16 protein-coding genes are annotated in these 19789 nt (G+C 65.9%); 4 read left to right on the forward strand and 12 right to left on the reverse strand.

Going from position 1 to position 19789, the window contains the following annotated elements:
• Nucleotide 1: 1 nt before the first annotated feature.
• Genes rplP through rpsJ form a run of 9 tightly spaced genes read right to left on the reverse strand, consistent with a single transcriptional unit; the run spans nt 2 to nt 4717 of the window.
• Nucleotides 2-418, reverse strand: a complete 417-nt coding sequence (gene rplP / locus ITX31_RS07125; RefSeq protein ID WP_055239353.1) for a 50S ribosomal protein L16 — start codon at nt 416-418, stop codon at nt 2-4.
• Nucleotides 419-1246 carry a 30S ribosomal protein S3 gene (rpsC, locus tag ITX31_RS07130; RefSeq protein ID WP_055239352.1) on the reverse strand — a complete coding sequence of 276 codons (828 nt, stop codon included), beginning with the start codon at nt 1244-1246 and terminating at the stop codon, nt 419-421. It abuts the gene before it with no gap.
• Nucleotides 1247-1612, reverse strand: a complete 366-nt coding sequence (gene rplV / locus ITX31_RS07135; protein WP_055239351.1) for a 50S ribosomal protein L22 — start codon at nt 1610-1612, stop codon at nt 1247-1249.
• Nucleotides 1613-1650: 38 nt separating this feature from the next.
• Nucleotides 1651-1932: a 30S ribosomal protein S19 gene (gene rpsS / locus ITX31_RS07140; RefSeq protein ID WP_055239350.1), complete on the reverse strand. Its 282-nt coding sequence runs from the start codon at nt 1930-1932 to the stop codon at nt 1651-1653.
• A 12-nt stretch (nt 1933-1944) separates the two neighbouring features.
• Nucleotides 1945-2784 (reverse strand): 50S ribosomal protein L2, encoded by an 840-nt coding sequence (rplB, locus tag ITX31_RS07145; RefSeq protein ID WP_055239349.1) that lies wholly within the window; start codon nt 2782-2784, stop codon nt 1945-1947.
• A 30-nt stretch (nt 2785-2814) separates the two neighbouring features.
• Nucleotides 2815-3120 carry a 50S ribosomal protein L23 gene (gene rplW / locus ITX31_RS07150; protein ID WP_055239348.1) on the reverse strand — a complete coding sequence of 102 codons (306 nt, stop codon included), beginning with the start codon at nt 3118-3120 and terminating at the stop codon, nt 2815-2817.
• The gene (rplD, locus tag ITX31_RS07155; RefSeq protein WP_194782758.1) at nt 3117-3731 is read right to left on the reverse strand and encodes a 50S ribosomal protein L4; all 615 of its coding nucleotides are present in this window, start codon (nt 3729-3731) and stop codon (nt 3117-3119) included. Before rplD ends, rplW begins: the two co-directional genes overlap by 4 nt.
• A 4-nt stretch (nt 3732-3735) precedes the next feature.
• Nucleotides 3736-4392 carry a 50S ribosomal protein L3 gene (gene rplC / locus ITX31_RS07160; RefSeq protein ID WP_194782759.1) on the reverse strand — a complete coding sequence of 219 codons (657 nt, stop codon included), beginning with the start codon at nt 4390-4392 and terminating at the stop codon, nt 3736-3738.
• 16 nt (nt 4393-4408) lie between these two features.
• Nucleotides 4409-4717: a 30S ribosomal protein S10 gene (rpsJ, locus tag ITX31_RS07165; protein WP_003803825.1), complete on the reverse strand. Its 309-nt coding sequence runs from the start codon at nt 4715-4717 to the stop codon at nt 4409-4411.
• 592 nt (nt 4718-5309) lie between these two features.
• Between rpsJ and ITX31_RS07170 the strand changes: the two genes are divergently transcribed.
• The gene (locus ITX31_RS07170; protein ID WP_194781813.1) at nt 5310-6272 is read left to right on the forward strand and encodes an IS481 family transposase; all 963 of its coding nucleotides are present in this window, start codon (nt 5310-5312) and stop codon (nt 6270-6272) included.
• A gap of 95 nt (nt 6273-6367) precedes the next feature.
• Here the strand turns inward: ITX31_RS07170 and ITX31_RS15975 are convergent, their stop codons facing one another.
• Nucleotides 6368-6496, reverse strand: a complete 129-nt coding sequence (locus ITX31_RS15975) for a hypothetical protein (protein WP_267240592.1) — start codon at nt 6494-6496, stop codon at nt 6368-6370.
• A gap of 215 nt (nt 6497-6711) precedes the next feature.
• The gene (locus ITX31_RS07175; protein WP_194782760.1) at nt 6712-11409 is read right to left on the reverse strand and encodes a hypothetical protein; all 4698 of its coding nucleotides are present in this window, start codon (nt 11407-11409) and stop codon (nt 6712-6714) included.
• Nucleotides 11410-12064: 655 nt separating this feature from the next.
• On the opposite strand from ITX31_RS07175, the gene aroA reads away from it, so the two are divergent.
• Genes aroA through ITX31_RS07190 form a run of 3 tightly spaced genes read left to right on the forward strand, consistent with a single transcriptional unit; the run spans nt 12065 to nt 18412 of the window.
• Nucleotides 12065-15112 carry a 3-phosphoshikimate 1-carboxyvinyltransferase gene (gene aroA, locus ITX31_RS07180; protein ID WP_194783550.1) on the forward strand — a complete coding sequence of 1016 codons (3048 nt, stop codon included), beginning with the start codon at nt 12065-12067 and terminating at the stop codon, nt 15110-15112.
• The gene (locus ITX31_RS16070; protein WP_194782761.1) at nt 15090-16289 is read left to right on the forward strand and encodes an acyl-CoA dehydrogenase family protein; all 1200 of its coding nucleotides are present in this window, start codon (nt 15090-15092) and stop codon (nt 16287-16289) included. Before aroA ends, ITX31_RS16070 begins: the two co-directional genes overlap by 23 nt.
• Nucleotides 16290-16297: 8 nt before the next feature.
• Entirely contained in the window at nt 16298-18412 is a 2115-nt protein-coding gene (locus ITX31_RS07190) for an FAD-dependent oxidoreductase (protein ID WP_194782762.1), read from the forward strand.
• Nucleotides 18413-18463: 51 nt separating this feature from the next.
• Here ITX31_RS07190 and tuf read toward each other — a convergent pair whose 3' ends face one another.
• On the reverse strand, nt 18464-19654 hold the full coding sequence (gene tuf, locus ITX31_RS07195; protein ID WP_066295960.1) for an elongation factor Tu: 1191 nt from the start codon (nt 19652-19654) through the stop codon (nt 18464-18466).
• Nucleotides 19655-19789: the final 135 nt, after the last annotated feature.

Genomic DNA, 19789 nt, shown 5'->3' on the forward strand with positions numbered 1-19789 from the left:
GCTATTCACCACCCTCGCGACGCACAATGCGTGCCTTCAACGGCAGCTTATGGATCGCCAGGCGCAGTGCCTCGCGAGCTACCTCTTCGGAAACACCGGAGAGTTCGAACAGAACCCGCCCCGGCTTGACGTTTGCAACCCACCACTCCGGCGAACCCTTACCGGAACCCATGCGGGTTTCGGCCGGCTTCTTCGTCAGCGGACGGTCCGGGTAGATGTTGATCCAGACCTTGCCGCCGCGCTTGATGTGGCGCGTCATGGCAATACGTGCAGCTTCAATCTGGCGGTTGGTTACGTACGCAGGCGTGAGAGCCTGGATACCCCATTCACCGAAGCTGACAGCGGTGCCACCGGTTGCAGCGCCGGAACGACCCGGGTGGTGCTGCTTGCGGTACTTGACTCGACGTGGGATAAGCATTTAAGCCTGTCCTCCTTCTGCTGCGGGGGCAGCTGCCTCAGCGGCCGGAGCCTCTGCAGCAGGCGCGGCGGCCTTGTCGCCGCGGTCGTTACGACGACGACGGTCCCCGCGGTCGGCCGGGCCGCGGCCCGGACGGTCGTTGGAACGTCCGCGGGACGGTGCAGCAGCCTGCTGTGCAGCCAGTTCCTTGGAAGTGACGTCGCCCTTGTAGATCCAAACCTTCACGCCGATGCGGCCGAAGGTGGTCTTGGCTTCGAAGAAGCCGTAGTCGATGTTCGCGCGCAGGGTGTGCAGGGGCACACGGCCTTCGCGGTAGAACTCCGAACGGCTCATTTCAGCGCCGCCCAGTCGGCCGGAGCACTGGATACGGATACCCTTGGCGCCTGCACGCTGTGCGGACTGGATGGCCTTCTTCATCGCACGGCGGAAAGCCACGCGGGAAGAGAGCTGCTCTGCAACACCCTGGGCAACCAGCTGTGCTTCCATCTCGGGGTTCTTGACCTCGAGGATGTTCAGCTGGACCTGCTTGCCGGTGAGCTTTTCGAGCTCGCCGCGGATGCGGTCCGCTTCAGCGCCGCGGCGGCCGATCACGATACCCGGACGTGCGGTGTGGATATCCACACGGACACGGTCGCGGGTGCGCTCGATCTCAACCTTGGCGATGCCGGCGCGGTCCATGCCGGTGGACATCAGCTGACGGATCTTGATGTCCTCGCGGACGAAGTCCTTGTAACGCTGGCCCGGCTTGTTGCTGTCAGCAAACCAGTGCGAAACGTGGTCAGTGGTGATGCCGAGTCGGAACCCGTGCGGGTTTACCTTCTGTCCCACTTAACGGTCCTCCTCGTTCTCGGGGGTTGCGACTACCACGGTGACGTGGCTGGTCCGCTTGTTGATGCGGTAGGCGCGGCCCTGGGCCCGCGGCTGGAACCGCTTCATGGTGGGTCCTTCGTCAACGAATGCTTCGCTGATGTAGAGGTCACCTTCGTCGAAGGCCACGCCGTCACGGTCCGCGAGGACTCGTGCGTTGGCCATTGCCGACTGAACTACCTTGAATACCGGCTCCGAAGCTGCCTGGGGGGCAAACTTCAGAATTGCCAATGCCTCATTCGCTTGCTTGCCACGAACAAGGTTGACGACGCGCCGGGCCTTCATAGGCGTTACGCGGATATGACGCGCAATTGCCTTGGCTTCCATTGCTTTCCTTCTCTCGTCTTCTGCCGAAAGAGCAGCGCCTAGCGGCGCTTGCCCTTGCGGTCGTCCTTCACATGGCCGCGGAATGTACGCGTCAGAGCGAATTCGCCGAGCTTGTGCCCGACCATCGACTCGGTGACAAACACCGGAATGTGCTTGCGTCCGTCGTGCACGGCGATCGTGTGCCCGAGCATGTCGGGGATGATCATCGAGCGGCGGGACCACGTCTTGATGACGTTCTTGGTGCCCTTCTCGTTTTCGGCCTGCACCTTAAGGAAGAGGTGCTGGTCGACGAAGGGGCCTTTCTTCAGGCTGCGTGGCATGTTTCCAGGCTCCTATCGCTTGTTCTTGCCGGAACGACGGCGACGCACAATAAGCTTGTCGCTCTCTTTGTTGGGACGGCGGGTACGGCCCTCGGGCTTACCGTTCGGGTTAACCGGGTGGCGTCCACCACTGGTCTTGCCTTCGCCACCACCATGCGGGTGGTCAACCGGGTTCATGGCGACACCGCGGACGGTCGGGCGAACGCCCTTCCAGCGCATGCGGCCGGCCTTGCCCCAGTTGATGTTGGACTGCTCGGCGTTGCCGACCTCGCCGATAGTGGCGCGGCAGCGGACGTCGACGTTGCGGATTTCGCCGGAAGGCAGACGCAGCTGGGCGAAGCGGCCTTCCTTTGCAACCAGCTGAACCGATGCACCGGCGGAGCGAGCCATCTTGGCACCGCCGCCCGGGCGCAGTTCAACGGCGTGGATAACGGTACCCACGGGGATGTTGCGCAGCGGCAGGTTGTTGCCGGGCTTGATGTCAGCCCCGGCGCCGGCCTCGACGAAGTCGCCCTGCTTGAGCTTGTTCGGCGCAATGATGTAACGCTTGGTGCCATCAACGTAGTGCAGCAGCGCAATGCGGGCGGTGCGGTTCGGATCGTATTCGATCTCGGCAACGCGGGCGTTGACGCCGTCCTTGTCGTGCCGGCGGAAGTCGATCAGGCGGTACTGGCGCTTGTGTCCGCCACCCTTGTGCCTGGTCGTGATCTTACCGGTGTTGTTACGGCCGCCCTTTTTGGGCAGCGGACGTACCAGCGACTTTTCCGGCGTCGACCGCGTGATTTCGGTGAAGTCGGCTACGCTCGAGCCGCGGCGGCCCGGGGTAGTCGGCTTGTATTTACGGATTCCCATTATTTATTCCTCGTTAAAGTGGTCTCCGCCCTAGCTGAGCGGACCGCCGAAGATGTCGATTGTGCCTTCCTTCAGGGTGACAATCGCACGCTTGGTGCTCTTGCGCTGTCCCCATCCGAATTTGGTGCGCTTGCGCTTACCGGCACGGTTGATGGTGTTGATCGAGTCGACCTTGACGGAGAAGATCTTCTCCACGGCCAGCTTGATCTCGGTCTTGTTCGAGCGGGGGTCGACCAGGAAGGTGTACTTACCTTCGTCGATCAGGCCGTAGCTCTTTTCCGAGACGACGGGTGCAAGCACCACGTCGCGAGGGTCCTTAGCGGTGGTCGCGCTCACTTGGCGTCCTCCTTGACAGTGTTCTTGCCGACGAACTCGTCGTAGGCGGCCTGGGTGAAGACCACGTCGTCAGCAACAAGCACGTCGTAGGTGTTCAGCTGATCTACGTAGATCACGTGAACATCGGTGAGGTTGCGCACGGACAGTGCAGCAACGTCGTTGGCGCGCTCGATGACAACGAGCATGTTCTTGCGGTCGGTAAGTGAACGCAGCGCTTCGCGTGCAGCCTTGGTGGACGGCGTTTCTCCGGCTACCAGGGATTCAAGCACGTGGATGCGGCCGTTGCGTGCCCGGTCAGAGAGTGCTCCGCGCAGTGCGGCGGCAATCATCTTCTTGGGGGTGCGCTGGCTGTAGTCGCGGGGCGTCGGTCCGTGGACCACGCCGCCGCCGGTCATGTGAGGAGCACGGATTGAACCCTGACGGGCGCGGCCGGTGCCCTTCTGCTTGAACGGCTTGCGGCCTGCACCGGAAACTTCGGCGCGGGTCTTGGTCTTGTGCGTACCCTGGCGGGCAGCAGCAAGCTGGGCCACAACTACCTGGTGCAGCAGCGGAACGTTCGTCTGAACGTCGAAGATTGCTGCGGGGAATTCAACAGTTGCTTTGTTAGCCATGAGACTAAGCTCCCTTCACGGCGGTGCGTACGAGGACGACCTGGCCGCGGGCGCCGGGAACGGCACCCTTGATCAGCAGCAGCGACTTCTCGGTATCCACAGCGTGGACGGTGAGGTTCATCGTGGTGTGGCGGACGGCACCCATGCGGCCGGCCATCCGGAGACCCTTGAAGACGCGGCCGGGGGTGGATGCGCCACCGATGGAGCCGGGCTTGCGGTGGTTCTTGTGGGCACCGTGGGAAGCGCCGACGCCGTGGAAGCCGTGACGCTTCATAACGCCTGCGAAGCCCTTGCCCTTGGAGGTACCGACGACGTCGACCCTCTGGCCGGCTTCGAACATCTCAACGGAGAGTTCCTGGCCGAGCTCGTAGGTGTCAGCGTCAGCGGTGCGCAGCTCAACAACGTGGCGGCGCGGCGTAACGCCGGCCTTCTCGAAGTGGCCGGCCAGCGGCTTGGTGACCTTGCGGGGATCAATCTGGCCGTAGCCGATCTGAACCGCGGTGTAGCCGTCCTTGTCCGCGTTGCGCAGCTGGGTGATGACGTTGGAATCAGCCTGGACCACGGTGACGGGGATGAGCTTGTTGTTCTCGTCCCAGACCTGGGTCATGCCCAGCTTGGTGCCCAGGAGGCCCTTAACCTGGCGGGTAAGTGAAGAAGACATAAGTATCTGCTCCCCCCTACAGCTTGATTTCGATGTTCACGTCTGCAGGCAGGTCAAGACGCATCAGCGAGTCAACGGCCTTAGGCGTGGGGTCAATGATGTCGATCAGACGCTTGTGCGTGCGCATTTCAAAGTGCTCGCGGCTGTCCTTGTACTTGTGCGGCGAACGGATAACGCAGTACACGTTCTTCTCCGTGGGCAGCGGCACGGGGCCTACTACCGTTGCGCCTGCACGCGTGACCGTCTCAACGATCTTCCGTGCTGATACGTCGATGACCTCGTGGTCATACGACTTCAGCCGGATGCGGATTTTTTGTCCCGCCATGGCGTCGTGCCTCTTTCTTCGAGTATTGCTCTCTGTACAGTTTTTGCCCCTGGCGGCCATGTTGGCCCCGGCGCTCCTCCAACAAGCTGAATCCGGAAGCTCCGGGTTCCTCAACCTGCCGAGGCTCCGACCCCCGCGCTCGGGCGTGTCGCAGATTCGAAACTGGCAACACCCGTTCAAGAATGGGGGCGGGTTATATATGGGCTTTTCCCCTGAAGGATTCGACCCTGCACCAGGCATTATCCTGATCGGGACGCGATCTCATCACGCACACAGTGCCGCGTTAGCAGCCTGCTGAAGCGCGTGCGGGCACAAAAGCGCTTGAACAACTTCTCTAGTCTGCCAGATCACCGGCCGGAACGCTAATCAGCGCCCTGCGGCTGCATCTGGCCTCTGGCATATGGATTTGCCCTGAACCTGAATTCCCCGGTTCGCGGCGCGTCATTCTTCCAAGTCTAACCCAGCACCGTTTGGTGCTGAAATCAGGCCTCGGCCCTAGCTGTACTGAGACACCACGTTAGTTACACGTGAATAGGGTGAAGACCTCTTAGGTTTGGTGGTTACCACACACAGCCGAACCCAAGAGGTCTTCATGTCCCACGGTAATGCCCGTCTGGCTCCGGCCGGAAGAATGATCCTGGTCCAGCGCGTCGCTTCCGGGCGGCCGGTAGCCCATGTCGCGAAGGAAATGGGTATCTCCCGGCCCACCGCTTACCGGTGGGTCAACCGGTACCGGGAAGAAGGCCCGCCCGGTTTGGAAGACCGTTCTTCGAAGCCCAAAACGTGCCCGCACGCGACCAGCCCGGAGAAAACCGCCGAGGTCCTAACAACCCGTACCGAGCACCGCACCGGGCCGGCCGATATCGCATCCCGCACCGGGGTAGGCGTCCGCACGGTGTCCCGGATCCTTCTTCGTTCCGGTGTCCCCAAGCTCTGGGAGCTGGATCCGCTGACCGGTATCCGCATCCGTGCCGCCCGGGCAACGGAGCGCCGGTATGAACGCGACGCTCCCGGGGACATGGTCCATATCGATGTGAAGAAACTCGGCCGGATCCCGGACGGGGGCGGCTGGCGGGCAGACCCGAATCAGTCCGCTCGCAACCACAGCACCGGCCACACGAGAGTCGGTTTCGACTACGTCCACGTCGCCGTGGACGATCACTCAAGGCTCGCGTTCGTGGAAGTCCACCCCGATGAGAAGGGTCCGACCTGCGCCGGGTTCCTGCAGCGGGCTGCCGCGTTCATGGCCGCGCACGGAGCGCCGGTGAAACGAGTCATGACGGATAACGCGTTCGCTTACCGGCTCTCCAATGACTTCCAGGCGGTGCTGTCCACGTTGGGTGCCAAGCACATCCTGATCAAGCCCCGCCATCCTTGGCAGAACGGCAAAGCCGAACGCTTCAACCGGACCCTGCAGGAAGGCTGGGCCTACCGGCAGGTCTTCGACTCCAACCAAGCCCGCACCGATGCCCTGCAACCGTGGCTAGACTTCTACAACCACCAACGCCCACACGGCAGCCTCGGAGGCAAAGCACCCATCACCAGGTGTAACTAACGTGCTGTCTCAGTACACCTAGCCCTGCCTGCACCTGTACCTGCCATGTACCTGCATCTGTCCACGTCCGTGTCCCTGGCCAGGACTGTGTCCGGTCAGCGCTGGTCCCGGTTGGACCGGCGAATGCGTTTGGCTCGGTCAATTTCGTGGGAGAAGTGACGGCGGCCCCAGGCCAGCCCGCCTACAACGACTGCCGCAACGATCAGGAAAATCAATAGCTCCATCCCCCGAGCCTAGCGGAGCGCACTGCACCCTGTCAGGCCCCGCCCTAACCACGGTCCAGCCGGTGCCGGACCGCTGGGGCCACGATAGTCGGGCCGAGGGCCGGGGGGCTCGTGCCGAGGGTGGCCCGTGCCCGCGGCGGGCACAAGCGAGTGCGGGGAGGCCCGGAGCGGGGCGGGCCGGGTGGCTCGGGCCGTTCCGCTCCCCCTCCCCGTGTTCATCGCTCTTCCAGTACCTCTTCCACGGGCTGTTCCGGTGCGGTCCGTACACGTGTCAGGCGCCAGATTGCCAGTGCGATCAGTCCCGCCGCCAGCAGTGCGAGCAGCAGGAACGTGTATCCCCGCAGGTACCAAAGCACGGCGAGCGCCACTCCTGCGGCTCCCCACATCGTAAAGAGCTTCCGGCTGGCCAGCAGGCCAAAGGCCAGGAGCCCGGTATGGGCGACGAGCGCCCAGAGCTGTTCCCCCGTCCCCCCGGAGACGACAGTACCCAGTCCGCTGGCGGAGAGGATTACCGCGGCCCCTGAGAGCAGCGCCGTTCCCCGGCGTGGGCGGTTCCGCAGGTATTCCCAAGCTGCGATCCCGGCGAGGACCACAACCCAGTACTGGACCGACCAGAACGCATCCACGCTGCCGGCAGTGAACCAGGCAATCCGCTGCACGGCGAGTGCTGCCGGAAGGCACGCTGCCTCGGCCGCCGTCTCCCGCAACGGCCCGGGAACTTCCCGCACGGCAAGACCGAGAGCCGCAACGAGGGTCAGCGCCCCGGCTACCGATGAAGCGTTGTATTCCGCCATCGCCGGCACTGCGCCCAGCAGGAGCACGGCGGAGGATGCAGCACCCATGATGCGTACGCGCAGCGTGGATACGCTTTCGCCCAGGCATAGGAACAGCCGAATGGCCTGCAGCGCAAGCGCAGTCCCCCAGACCGGCCACAGCAGCCCGTACCCCGGAGGGAACGGACGGTTCAGCAGCTCCTGTTCGAATCCAGCTGCAGCGAGCAGGGCCGCAGCCAGCAGCAGCACGGGCGTTCCGGCCGCCAGCCACGGAATGCTCCGGGTATAGGATCCGGCCAGCACGGCAGCACCAAGCAGCGCGGGGGTGAGAGCCGCCAGCAGCAGGTTCCCGTCGGCTGCCGCGGCAGCCGGCAGCACGGCCAGGGCATACGCGGCCGAAGCTGCAAGGAGCACGGTTGCCGGGCGGGCATGACTGTGCACCCTGATATGCCCAGCGAGCGCTCCCGCACTCAGGGTCGCCAGGACCAGTCCCGCCGCTGCGGCCGGCATAACCGCCCCGGTGAGCACGGCGCCGGACGCCAGCCCGACGGCGTCGGACAGGACAAGCGGAAGTGCGCCAACCGCATACAGTCCCGGGAACAGCGACGGCGTGTGCCGGCTGCGGGCAAACTCCGCGGCGCTGACGGCCAGAAGGAGGAGCAGCTGCAACGTGACGACGTCCCGGTGTGGCGCCTCCGCCAGGGCTGCGTAGGCTGCAGGCGTCAGCGCCAGGATGCCCACACTCGTCCACAGTGCCGCCCGCGCCCACGGTGCTGCGGGCCTTGGCTCCAGGACGGTCCGAAGCAATTGCGCTGCTGCAAGGGCCGCGGTGCCGGCGGCCGCCAGGCCGTGAATGTCTGCTCCGGCGTCACGCGCCACCAGCAGTGCGAGGATTCCCGCCAGCAACTGCGCCGCCAGCAGGTATTGTCCCCGGTGCGCCCTTCGGTGCCGGGCCAGGAACAATCCGCAGGCCAGTGCCGCCAGGACCAGCAGCTCGTACCCACGCAGTCCCAGCAGTCCTGCACCGCTAACCGCGGCGACGGTGAAGCCCGCCGCTGCCAGGAGTTCCCAGCGGCCCGGTCCAAGCAGAAGCGAACAAACCAGGTTGGCCCCAAGCCCAATCCACAAAACCGCCAGTGCCCAGAGAGCATAAGGCCCGTCGATTCCCCGCACCGCCGGCACGGCGAGGGCGGCACCGGCTGCAGCAGCCAATATTAATGCCGCAGCATGCGGCAGGGGCACGCCGCGGCCGTTCCTGCGTGCCGCGTCCAGCTGGCTGACTGCGAACGCCGCTGCGGCGCTGAGCACGGCGGTGAGCACCGCAGCCGGATCGACCAAGTCGTCGAGAAGCAAACAGGAAGCAGGAACCAAGGCCAGCGCCGCGAGCCCGCCCCATCGCAGGGTCTCGGCGGCGCCCAGCGCCTTCACCCTGTCGTGGAGGACGGTCCGCAGGATCTGGCCCGCGGCCAGGCCCAGGCCCAGTGCAGCGGCGAAGGCACTGGCAGAGTTCCCGGCTGCGTCAGCCGCCAGCAGGGCCGCGAGGACTGTACCGGCACCCTGCGAGCCGGCGAGGTAGATGCCCCGCAATCCCGTCGAACGGTCCCGGAGCAGCGCCATGCAGTAAGCGAGCGCTGCAGCAAGGATCAGTTCATAGCCGCGTATGCCAAGGACGCCGGCTCCGAGCAGCGTCGCGGCGGCGAATCCGGCTGGGGCCATGAAGGCAAGGCGTGTACGCCGATGCAGGACGGCTGTCAGCAGGTTGGCTGTGAAGGCCAGCCAGAGCACCCACAGTGTCTGGGCCGCCGCCGGGAACTCGGCGGCACGCACCCCCACAGCGAGTAGGAGAACCAACCCGGCAGCTGCCGCCGGCGCACCGGCGAAGCCTCCAGCCCTCAGCGGTCGCAGTGCGGCAGCAAGCTGCGCGAGCACCGCACTTCCGGCGGCTGTCAGCAGCAGAACGGCCGCAGTCTCCGCCCGCGCCTCAGACGGAAGCAGCATGTAGTACGAGGGTGGCACGGCGGCCAGCGCCAGCAGCGTTCCCCAGCGGAGCGCATGTACGGGCCCAAACTTCTCCAGCCGCCGCCCGAGCAGGGTCCGGGCCGCGTGTTGGGCTGCGAGGACCGCTGCAACAACGACGAAGACCCCGTCTGTTCCGAGTCCAAGGTCCGCAGCCGCGAGTGCGGCCAGTACTGCCATCAGCACCTGTGCTGCGGTGAAGTGCCAGGCACGCTGTGCGGGGACTACCGGTTTCAGGGATTGGAGCAGGCTGTAGGCCAGAGCGGCTGCCGTGAGCAGCCCGTACCCGCGCACACCGAACAACCCTGCACCCAGGACGGCCGCCGTGACGAAACCAACCGGTGCGTAAGCTGCCGCCAGTTCGCGGTTACTGCGCATGGGCAGCAGGGAGTAGGCAGCGTTGAGCAGCACAATGATCCACAGAGCGCCCACGGCCGGTGCGGTGGATGGAAGGTCTTCGAAGCGCAGCAGTGCGGCGAGCAGGACTGCGGCACCGGCGGACACGGCGGGCACGGTCCGCGGGAACAGTTCGTTCCGGCCCGACGCTGCGGCCAGCACGGACCAGAGCTGGCTGCCGGCTGCCGCCAGGAAGGCGGCCGTTACGGTCCAGCTCCCCGCCGTCCCTGCGTCCTGGGTCCGAAGCACCAGGAAGACTGTCAGCGGCAGCGCGACGGCGGCTGAGGCCCGGGCTGCCAGGACGAAACCGGAGCGCACGCGGGCGCGGGACCGCACTGCCCGGAGGACAAAGTAGCCGGTGAGGATACCGAGATTCAGCAGCACCGGCCACAGCTGGGAAGCGGGGGTTGACAGGCTGGCTGCAGCGGGAAGAAGCACACCGGCACCGGCCAGTAATTCGGCCCGCTGTGAAAGTCGCCAGGCTGACGCGCACAGTGTCACCTGCACTGCCGCCGCAGACACGGCGAACAGGACGCTTTCCCCGGAGCCGCCCTGCGAGTCCAGGGCGTACACCACCGCAGCTGCCGTTCCGGTCATGTATTGCAGGGCCAGGATGACCAGGACATCCGTCAGGTAGGTCCGTTCGGCCCGCTTCCGGCCGTTACTGGCCCTTTCGTCCATCCCGGCGCGCCGGGATGGACGTGCCGCACCGGGCAGGTCAGCACCTGCCGCGAAGAGCAGGTACCGCGGCCGGCCGGTGAAGAGAAGGGCAGCCTGCACGCCGAGCAGGACTGCGGCAGCCAGCAGCGTAGCCGGCCAGCTGTCCGTTAGGCGGAACGCAAGTATCGCGAAGCCTGCCGTCGCAGCTGACCGCAAGCCGTAGCTGTGGAGCAGTGCCTGGCTCCGCGGCGCGGTCCAGAGCAGTACGCCGTAGTAGGCGGCAAAGGCCAGGAAGAGAAGGGAAAGCGGTCCTGAGCCCAGGTCCGGCGCTGTCAGGACGGCAGCTGCGGCGGTTGCCGGCACCAGGAAACGATGCGAGGTGACGAATGCTTCAAGATAGACGTTTCGCAGCCAGCCCGGTTTCCGGATCGCCGCGAGGCTGATCAGCGTGGCCAGGAGCACCGTGCAGATGAAGTACCACACGATGCCGGAACGGAGTGCGGCACCCGATGCCAGTGCCGTGGAGAGCAGGAATGTCAGAGCCAGATAGGACACCACCCTGCTGTTCAGCCTGGCGGCTGCGTAGGCAAAGGCTGCAGTTCCAACCACCGAGGTGAGAAGCCAGGCCAGCACGGGTTCGGCGAGGATCAGGTTGTAGAACGCCAGCCCCACCACGGGGATCAGGGCCAGGCCGGTTCCGGTGAATGCCACTGCTGCGGGGCGGAGGGCCTGCTTCCGTGAGTGGATCGCCAGCCCGGAGGCATAGAAGAGCGCTGCCAGAACTGCCACGCCCGCGAACCGGGCCTGCTCCGGAATTGAAATCCCAATGAACAGGGCCGCTGCCGCCACCAGCAGCAGGCTTCCCGAGTACAGCGTGATGTTGATGTTGCGAAGGTCCCTGCGGCGTTTCTGCTCCTGAAGTTCCGCTTCAGTGAGCGGAGGGCGCTGGGGCGGGACGGCACGTGCCGGTGCGCCTGCCTCGCTGAGAACCGGGTTGCCGGGACGGGGCGCTCCGGGGCCGGCAGGCGGTCGGGGCGGCAGCCCGGACGGCGGCGCGGGGAGGGGCAAGCCGGGCGCGTTGGGCCCGGCGGTCCGGGGAACGGACGGCTGAGGCGCAGCCGGCCAGGTCAGGGACGGCGCGGGCGCAGGGCCGGCCACGGGCGCAGGGCCGGGCGCGGCCGCCGGGGCAGTTGAGGGACTGGCCGCCGGGGATTGAGACGCGGCAGGCGGCGCGTAGCTGCCCTTCGGTGCAAAGGAGGATTGCGGGGCAGCGGAAGGATATGCGGCAGCGGAAGGATGTGGGGCAGCGGAAGGCTGCGCGGCTGGCACGGCATCACGCCGTCCTGCAGCATAGCCTTCCTCGAAGATCTGCGCCGGATGGGGCAGCGTCCTGCCATACCCGTAGGGATCACTGCCGGGAAGTGACCGTCTTCGGGAGGTCAGCCGGCCAACGGCAAATCCCGCGCCCGCGACGACGAGAAAAAAGAGAATCTCCCCCATGACCTGCTGCTTTCCTCCTGGATGTCAAGACCAACCCATCCTAGATGGCCTTCGCCGAACGTGCTTGGCGGCGTGCCCGTATGTTGAAAACCCGAGCCCGTGCAACTAATGCCGCCACATCGGGCCCGCTGCGTCTCCGGCCTGTTCCGGCCCCCTGGGGCAACTGGTAACGTCAGCCCCGGGGTGGCCGCCAGAGATAGTCCGGCGGAAGGGCGTGATTGCCATGTATCTTTCGGTCCTGGGAACCCAGCAGCGCATCTTTGGTGAAGCACAGGTGCCCAACTCCAAGTACCACGCCCACCGGGCCCTGATTCTTGCCTCGCTGGCCCCCGGTATCTCCAGGATCACCGGTCTTACCGATGCCCGGCATGTCCACTACACCGTGGCCATGCTCCGCCAGCTGGGCACCCGGATCGACATTGACGGCGGCACGTACGTAGTGCACGGCGGAGCATACCGGCCTTCCCGGAACGAAGTGTCCGCGGGCAGTTCAGGCACCACCTTGTACTTCATGGTGGGACTGGCAGCACTGGGGACGCGGGACGTCACAGTGACGGGCCAGAAGTACTTCCAGCGCCGCCCCATTGGCCCTCTCCTGGCTGCCCTGTCCCAGATGGGACTCGACGTCGACTCCCCTACCGGCTGCCCGCCGATCCGGGTGCGTGCCCGCCGGCCGGCCGGGGGCGAAGTCCACATTGCAGGGACGCTGTCCCAGTGGATCTCCGGCCTGCTGCTGCTTGCGCCGTTCGCGAAGCGCCCCACGTCCGTAGTGGTGGACGGGCCGCTGAATGAACGCACCTACCTGGAGCTCACGGTCCGGATGATGCGCAGTTTCGGCCTGCAGGTCGATGTCGGTGAGGACTGGCACCGTTTCGAGATACCACCCGCCCAGGAGGCAGTGCCCGCACAGCTGAGGATTCCGGAAGACATCGGCTCGGCTGCCTTCGGCCTGGCTGCCGCCGCGCTGCACCCTTCCGACCTGCTGCTGCGCGGCCTGCGTTCCCTCACCTCCCGCGGAACAGACCACCCCGAGTCCCACTTCCTCGACATTGCGGCGGAGATGGGGCTGCCGATGGCTTACGACGCCGGAGCGGACGGCGTGCGGATCCGGCACGACGGGCTCCGGCTGCAGCCTGCGGACGTCGACTGCCGGCTGGTGCCGGACATGCTTCCGGTTCTCTCCGCCATGGCAGCCCGCGCAGACGGGGAGAGTGTTTTCCGGAATGTCGGCCATGTTCGGCTGAAGGAGTCCGACCGGGTGGCAGCGATGGCCCAGCTGAATTCGATGGGCGCGGGGATCAGAACCACGGGAGACGACCTGGTGGTGCGGGGCACGGAAACCCTCACGGCAGCGGATCTTTCCTCCTTTAACGACCACCGGGTCCTGATGTCCCTCGCTGTCGCTGCCTCCGGTGCCGTAGGACGCAGCACTCTCAGCTATCCCAACGCCTACCGCATCTCCTATCCGGAGTTCCTGGATGCCATGAATTCGTTTGGCCTGCCGATGCGCGTGGAAGACGGACCGGTTCCCCGGCGCAGCGCGTCCGGGAAACCGCACTCCCGGACTGCGCAGGGCACCTCTGCTTCGCCTGAGGCGGCATCGCGTGTTCCCGGCGCGGACTGGGTGCGCCGGTGGGCCCGCGAGCGCCCGGGGCAGACAGCTGTTGTGGACGGACGCCCGCAGGACTCCGGGCACCTGACCTGGTCCCAGCTCGACGCGGGTGCGGACAAAGTGGCCGCCCTGCTGCTGGAGCTGGGGGTACGTCCGGGGGAACGCGTCGCGTTCCAGCTGCCCAACTGGACAGAGTTTGTGCTGCTGTGCACTGCGGTGCTGCGCATCGGTGCCGTCGCCGCACCGATCATGCCCATCTTCCGGGAGCGGGAGGTGGCGTTTGCCCTGCACCGCTCCCGTGCCGCCGTCGTCGTCGTTCCTGAAGAATTCCGCGGCCGGCGTTATGCGCAGGAGATGGGCGGAATACTCTCTGCCGGAACAGGCACGGACCCCGGTTATGACCTCAGTGTCCGGCATGTCCTGGTGATCGGCGGGGCCGCCCCGGCATTGCAGGGGACGGGCGGCGTTACCTGGCACGGCTGGGAGCAGGAGCTGTCCGAGGCGATCGTCGACCGGGAAAGGATCGAGGCTTCGGCGCCGTCGGCCGATGCCGCGGCCCAGCTGCTGTTCACTTCCGGTACCACCGGAGAGCCTAAGGCAGTGCTTCACCGGCACTGCACCCTTTCGCATGCCGCAGCACTGCAGGCCCGGCATTTGGGCCTGCATGCAGGGGACGCCGTGTTCATCCCCTCCCCGCTGGCCCACCAGACCGGCTTCCTGTACGGCATGTGGCTGTCCTTTGTCCTGGGGGTTCCGCAGATCCTCCAGCCGGTTTGGGATCCGGTGCGGGCCCTGAACCTGCTGCAGGGGTGGAAGGGAACCTTTGTCCAGGCTGCCACCCCATTCCTGACAGACCTGGTGAAGGCAGTGGACGCCGGGGCGGCTGCCCCGGCGAGCCTGCGGATCTTCGTCAACACCGGGGCCGGTGTCCCCCGGCACCTGGCAGAGCAGGCAACCCGGGTGCTGGGTGCATGGGTCTGCGGTGCCTTTGGAACCACGGAAACCTGCCTGGGGACTGTGTCCTCCCCCGGCGGGGACACCGCGCTCGTCTGGGGTACGGACGGACAGCTGCTGCCCGGAGTGAAGGGCCGGATCGTCAGTGACGACGGGCAGCTGCTGCCGGCCGGCGCGGAAGGAAACTTCGAACTGCTCAGCCCCACCATGTTCGAGGGCTACCTGGACCGTCCGGACCTGACGAAGGAAGCCTTCACCGAGGACGGCTGGTACCGCACCGGTGACCTGGCCACCCTGGACGACGCCGGGTACCTGCGCATCACGGGAAGGGTCCGGGATGTCATCAACCGCGGCGGGGAGAAGATTCCGGTCGCCGAAATAGAACAGCTCCTGTACCGGCACCCGGAGATTGACGACGTCGCGCTAGCAGCCATGCCGGATCCGCGCCTTGGCGAGCGCGCCTGTGCCTTTGTGGTTCCGGCAACAGGTTCCCTGCCCACCCTGGCAGAAATCACCCGCTATCTGGACAGCTGCCAGGTCTCCAAGCACTATTGGCCGGAGCAGCTGGAACTGCTGGACGCCATCCCCAGGAACCCGGTGGGGAAGGTCCAGAAATTCATTCTTCGGGACCGGGCACGGCAATTGGCGGGGTTTCCCCGGCAGGCACAGACAGGAGCCAGGCGTGAAGACCAGCAGCGTCGATAGCGGCACCAAGGGAGCTGACGGGCGCGGCAGCTCCCTTCCCGAGGAGCAGTACCAGAGCCTGCTCGCCCGGGTCACTGAATGGGTTGAAGGTCCGGGTGAGGCCTGGGCCGGGGAAATCGAAGCCACCGGAATCGTCCCGGATGAACTGTGGAAGCAGCTGCGCGCCGAGGGCTTCCTCTCCCTGGCGGCACCGCGGGACATCGGCGGAGCCGGGCTGAGCTTTCTGCAGTGGATGGGCCTCATGGAAGTGTTCTCCCGGTCCCATGCCTCGGTGCGGATGATCGTGCATGTAGTCAACGGAACCTGGCGGGCCATGAATCCGTTTGCCGACGAGACCCAGCGGCAGAAGTTCATCGTTCCCGCCGTCTCCGGTGAGTCGCTGGTTGCCTTCACCCTGACTGAGCCGGGGAACGGCAGCGGCGTGGATATCACCTCCTCCGTACGGCGTGATGGTGACACATACTTCCTCACCGGTTCCAAACACCTGATCACTTTCGGCGTCCGCTGCGACTACTGGCTGCTCTTTGCCAGGCTGGAGGGGACTGCGGGCCGGGAAGGGACGGTCGCGCTCCTGGTTGACCGCAACACTCCCGGGGCGCGGGTTGAAGACACCTCCCGGACGATGGGAGTGCGCGGCACCGACCACGCGTCCCTGACGTTCGCGGATGCGCCCGTACCGGTAGCCAACCGGCTGGGCGCGGAAGGCGAAGGACTCGCAGTCGCCCTGGGCGGCTTCCTCACCCCCAGCCGCATCTCGGTAGCCATGAGCTGTGTGGGCCTGGCCCAGCGCGCGCAGCAGCTGGCACTGGATTACGCTGCCCGGCGCACCACCTTCGGCAAACCGCTCTCCTCCCGGCAGGCGATCGCCTTCAGCCTGGCTGAGAACGCTGCGGACATCGCGGCAGCCAGGGCCCTCACCCTCACTGCCGCCGCCGCCTGGCAGAACGCCGAGCCGGACGCTCCGGCCCTGTCATCCATGGCCAAGCTGACCGCCGTGGACATGCTGGGACGAGTCACGGACAAGGCGCTGCAGGTACACGGCGGCATTGGCTATTGGCAGTCCCAGCCGATTGAACGGATCTACCGCGATGCACGGGCCCAGCGCTTCGAAGAGGGCACCAACGAGATCCAGAAATCCGTCATCGCCAAGGCCATCCTCGGCGGAGCAGCAGGCTAGGAGACGCCATGTCATCCGACCCGAGGCCGGGCGTGCGGCAGTATCCCCACGCTTTCGCCGCGGGCAGCATCGGTTCCATGGCGCTTCCGCACCGCATCATCATGGGCAGCATGCACCTGAACTTTGAGGCTGACGCCGGCGCGCTGGCAGCCTTCTACGCCGAACGCGCCGCGGGAGGTGCAGGCCTGATCGTCACGGGAGGCGCGGCCGTCAACCGTGCGGGTTCCGGCGGCCCCACCTACCTGGTGTGCGGGGAACAGCCGTATCTGCTGGCGGCCCAAGCCGTGCTCAGTGCGGTGCACGACGCCGGCGGGCGGGTTGCGCTGCAGCTTTTCCACGCCGGGCGCTATGCCTTTCCCGGAACCTACGGCCTGCTGCCCCTGGCACCCTCCGCCCTCTGGTCCGGCTTCGCCCGGACCGTACCCCAGGCCATGGACGAGACACAGATCCGCACCACCCTGCGGGACTTCGCCGCCGCAGCCGCACAGGCACGGGAGCTGGGCTTCGACGCGGTGGAAATCATGGGCTCGGAAGGATACCTGGTGAACCAGTTCGCGTCCCCGGCTGCGAACCACCGCGACGACGCCTGGGGCGGCGACGCAGTCCGCCGCCGGGCTTTTCCGCTGGCTGTCCTCGACGCTGTGCGCGGCGCCGCCGGAGAGGACTTTCCGGTGATCTTTCGGATGTCCGGCGCGGATCTCGTGGAGGGCTCCGCTGCCCCGCCTGAATACGCGGCACTGGCCGAAGCCCTTGCGGCCCGCGGCGCGGCGGCCCTGGCCATCGGCATCGGCTGGCACGAATCACGAACCCCCACGGTCCAGTCGCTGGTACCCCACGGCAGCTGGCTCGGCGTTGCTGCCCGGATCCGGGTACATCTGCGCAGCCTGGGGCACCAGGTGCCGGTCATTGGATCCAACCGGGTAAATTCAGTGGCCCAGGCGAATGCTGCCCTGGCTTCCGGGAGCGTCGACTATGTGTCAATGGCCCGGGCCTTCCTGGCAGATCCCCGGATAGTGGCCAAGGCCGAAGCAGGCCGCGAAGACCTGGTCAATACCTGCATTGGCTGCAATGAGGCCTGTATCGACCGTTCCCTCGGCACGGACCCGGTCTCCTGTCTGGTGAACCCCAGGACCGGACGGGAGACGGAGTTCCCCGCTCGGGTGCGCCCTGCCCGGAGCACCCGCATGCCGGTGGCGGTTGTCGGTGCAGGTCCGGCGGGGATGCAGGCAGCAGCCACGCTGGCGGCAGCCGGCACTCGGGTACATCTCTTCGAAGCCGAGCCTGGAATCGGCGGGCAGTTTCGGCTGGCCCAGACCGTTCCCGGGAAGAGCGACTTCGCCCAGACCATCCGCTACTTCACCAACGAACTGCCCCGCCTCGGGGTCCGCATCCACACCGGAGTGACGGCGGCAGCCGCGGACCTTGACGGCTTCGCCCATGTGGTCGACGCGTCCGGGGTACTTCCCCGGACGGTAGACCTGCGCGGCGGCGGGGTCCCGGTGCTGGACTACCGCACTGCCTTCGAGAACCCGGCAGCCCTGCCCGGCCGGCTGGCCGTCATCGGCGGCGGAGGGATTGCAGTGGACCTGGCCCACCTGCTGGTCCAGCCCGCGGGCACCGCGTTTCCCTTGCCGGAATCCGAGGCGGATGCCAGGGCGCGGTTTCACCGGGAGCATCTTGACCCCCGCCGGCGGCCTCCGGACCGCAGGATCACCGTGCTGCGGCGCGGGCCATCCATTGGCCACGGCATCGGAGCGTCAACCCGCTGGGCGGCACTCCAGGCTCTGCGCAATGCGGGTGTCGACCTGCGTACCGGAATTACCTATCGCGAACTCGTTCCGGGCGGCCTGCTTGTCGAAGGACCGGACGGCGAGGCTGAAGTGGTTTTGGCAGACGCGGTGGTCATTGCTGCCGGCCAGATCGAAAACACCGGGCTGCAGCTGGACCTCGCCGGAGCAGGCATCCCCTGCACGGTCATTGGCGGTGCGGCATCAGCGGCTGGACTGAACGCGGTCCGTGCTTTCCGCGAAGGCCTTGAAGCCGGATCCGCCGTCGCTGCCTCCCTCGCCGGCGTCACCCCGGACGGGAACGACCGGGAACGCAGAAGGGCCCCGCTGCCGTAGCAGCGGGACCCTTCAAGGCTGAACCAAAAGGCCCGGCGTCAGAACATCAAATTACTTGATGATCTTGGTGACACGGCCGGATCCAACGGTGCGGCCGCCTTCGCGGATAGCGAAGCCGAGGCCCTCTTCCATTGCGATCGGCTGGATCAGTTCAACGGTCATTTCGGTGTTGTCACCGGGCATAACCATTTCCGTACCCTCGGGCAGGGTGATGACACCCGTGACGTCGGTGGTGCGGAAGTAGAACTGCGGGCGGTAGTTCGAGTAGAACGGGTTGTGGCGGCCGCCTTCATCCTTGGACAGGATGTAGACGTTGGCCTCGAAGTCGGTGTGCGGGGTGATAGAACCCGGCTTGACGACAACCTGGCCGCGCTCTACGTCTTCACGCTTGATGCCGCGGAGCAGCAGGCCACAGTTCTCGCCGGCCCATGCTTCGTCGAGCTGCTTGTGGAACATCTCGATACCGGTAACCGTGGTCTTCTGGACCGGGCGGATGCCGACGATCTCGACCTCGGAGTTGATGGCGAGGGTACCGCGCTCGGCGCGGCCCGTAACAACGGTGCCGCGGCCCGTGATCGTGAAGACGTCCTCGATCGGCATCAGGAACGGCTTGTCCTTGTCGCGAACGGGGTCCGGAACGTTGTTGTCAACGGCTTCCATCAGTTCTTCGACGGACGCAACCCACTTGGGGTCGCCTTCCAGTGCCTTCAGGCCGGAAACGCGCACGACGGGAGCGTTGTCGCCGTCGAACTCCTGGGAGCTCAGCAGTTCGCGAACTTCCATTTCCACGAGGTCGAGGAGTTCCTCGTCCTCGACCATGTCGGACTTGTTCAGCGCGACCAGCAGGTAGGGAACGCCAACCTGGCGGGCAAGCAGAACGTGCTCGCGGGTCTGAGCCATCGGGCCGTCAGTGGCGGCAACCACGAGGATTGCACCGTCCATCTGAGCAGCGCCGGTGATCATGTTCTTGATGTAGTCAGCGTGGCCCGGGGCGTCAACGTGTGCGTAGTGACGCTTCTCGGTCTGGTACTCAATGTGCGAGATGTTGATGGTGATACCGCGCTGACGCTCTTCCGGCGCGGAGTCAATAGCAGCGAAGTCGCGCTGCTCGTTCAGGTCAGGGTACTTGTCAGCAAGCACCTTTGAAATGGCAGCGGTCAACGTGGTCTTTCCATGGTCAACGTGACCAATGGTGCCGATGTTGACGTGCGGCTTAGTCCGCTCGAACTTTGCCTTCGCCACGGGTTCCTCCTAGAAAGGTTAGAAGACTCAATCACCAGCCGCGCTTCTCGCAACTGATCCGATACAAGTCTACTTGGGGCTGTTTATTTGATGAAATTGCCTTGTGCCGCGGTTCCCGCAGGTCCCGCTCAGTCT

Source organism: Arthrobacter gandavensis (genome assembly GCF_015355785.1).
Lineage (GTDB): Bacteria > Actinomycetota > Actinomycetes > Actinomycetales > Micrococcaceae > Arthrobacter_B > Arthrobacter_B gandavensis_A.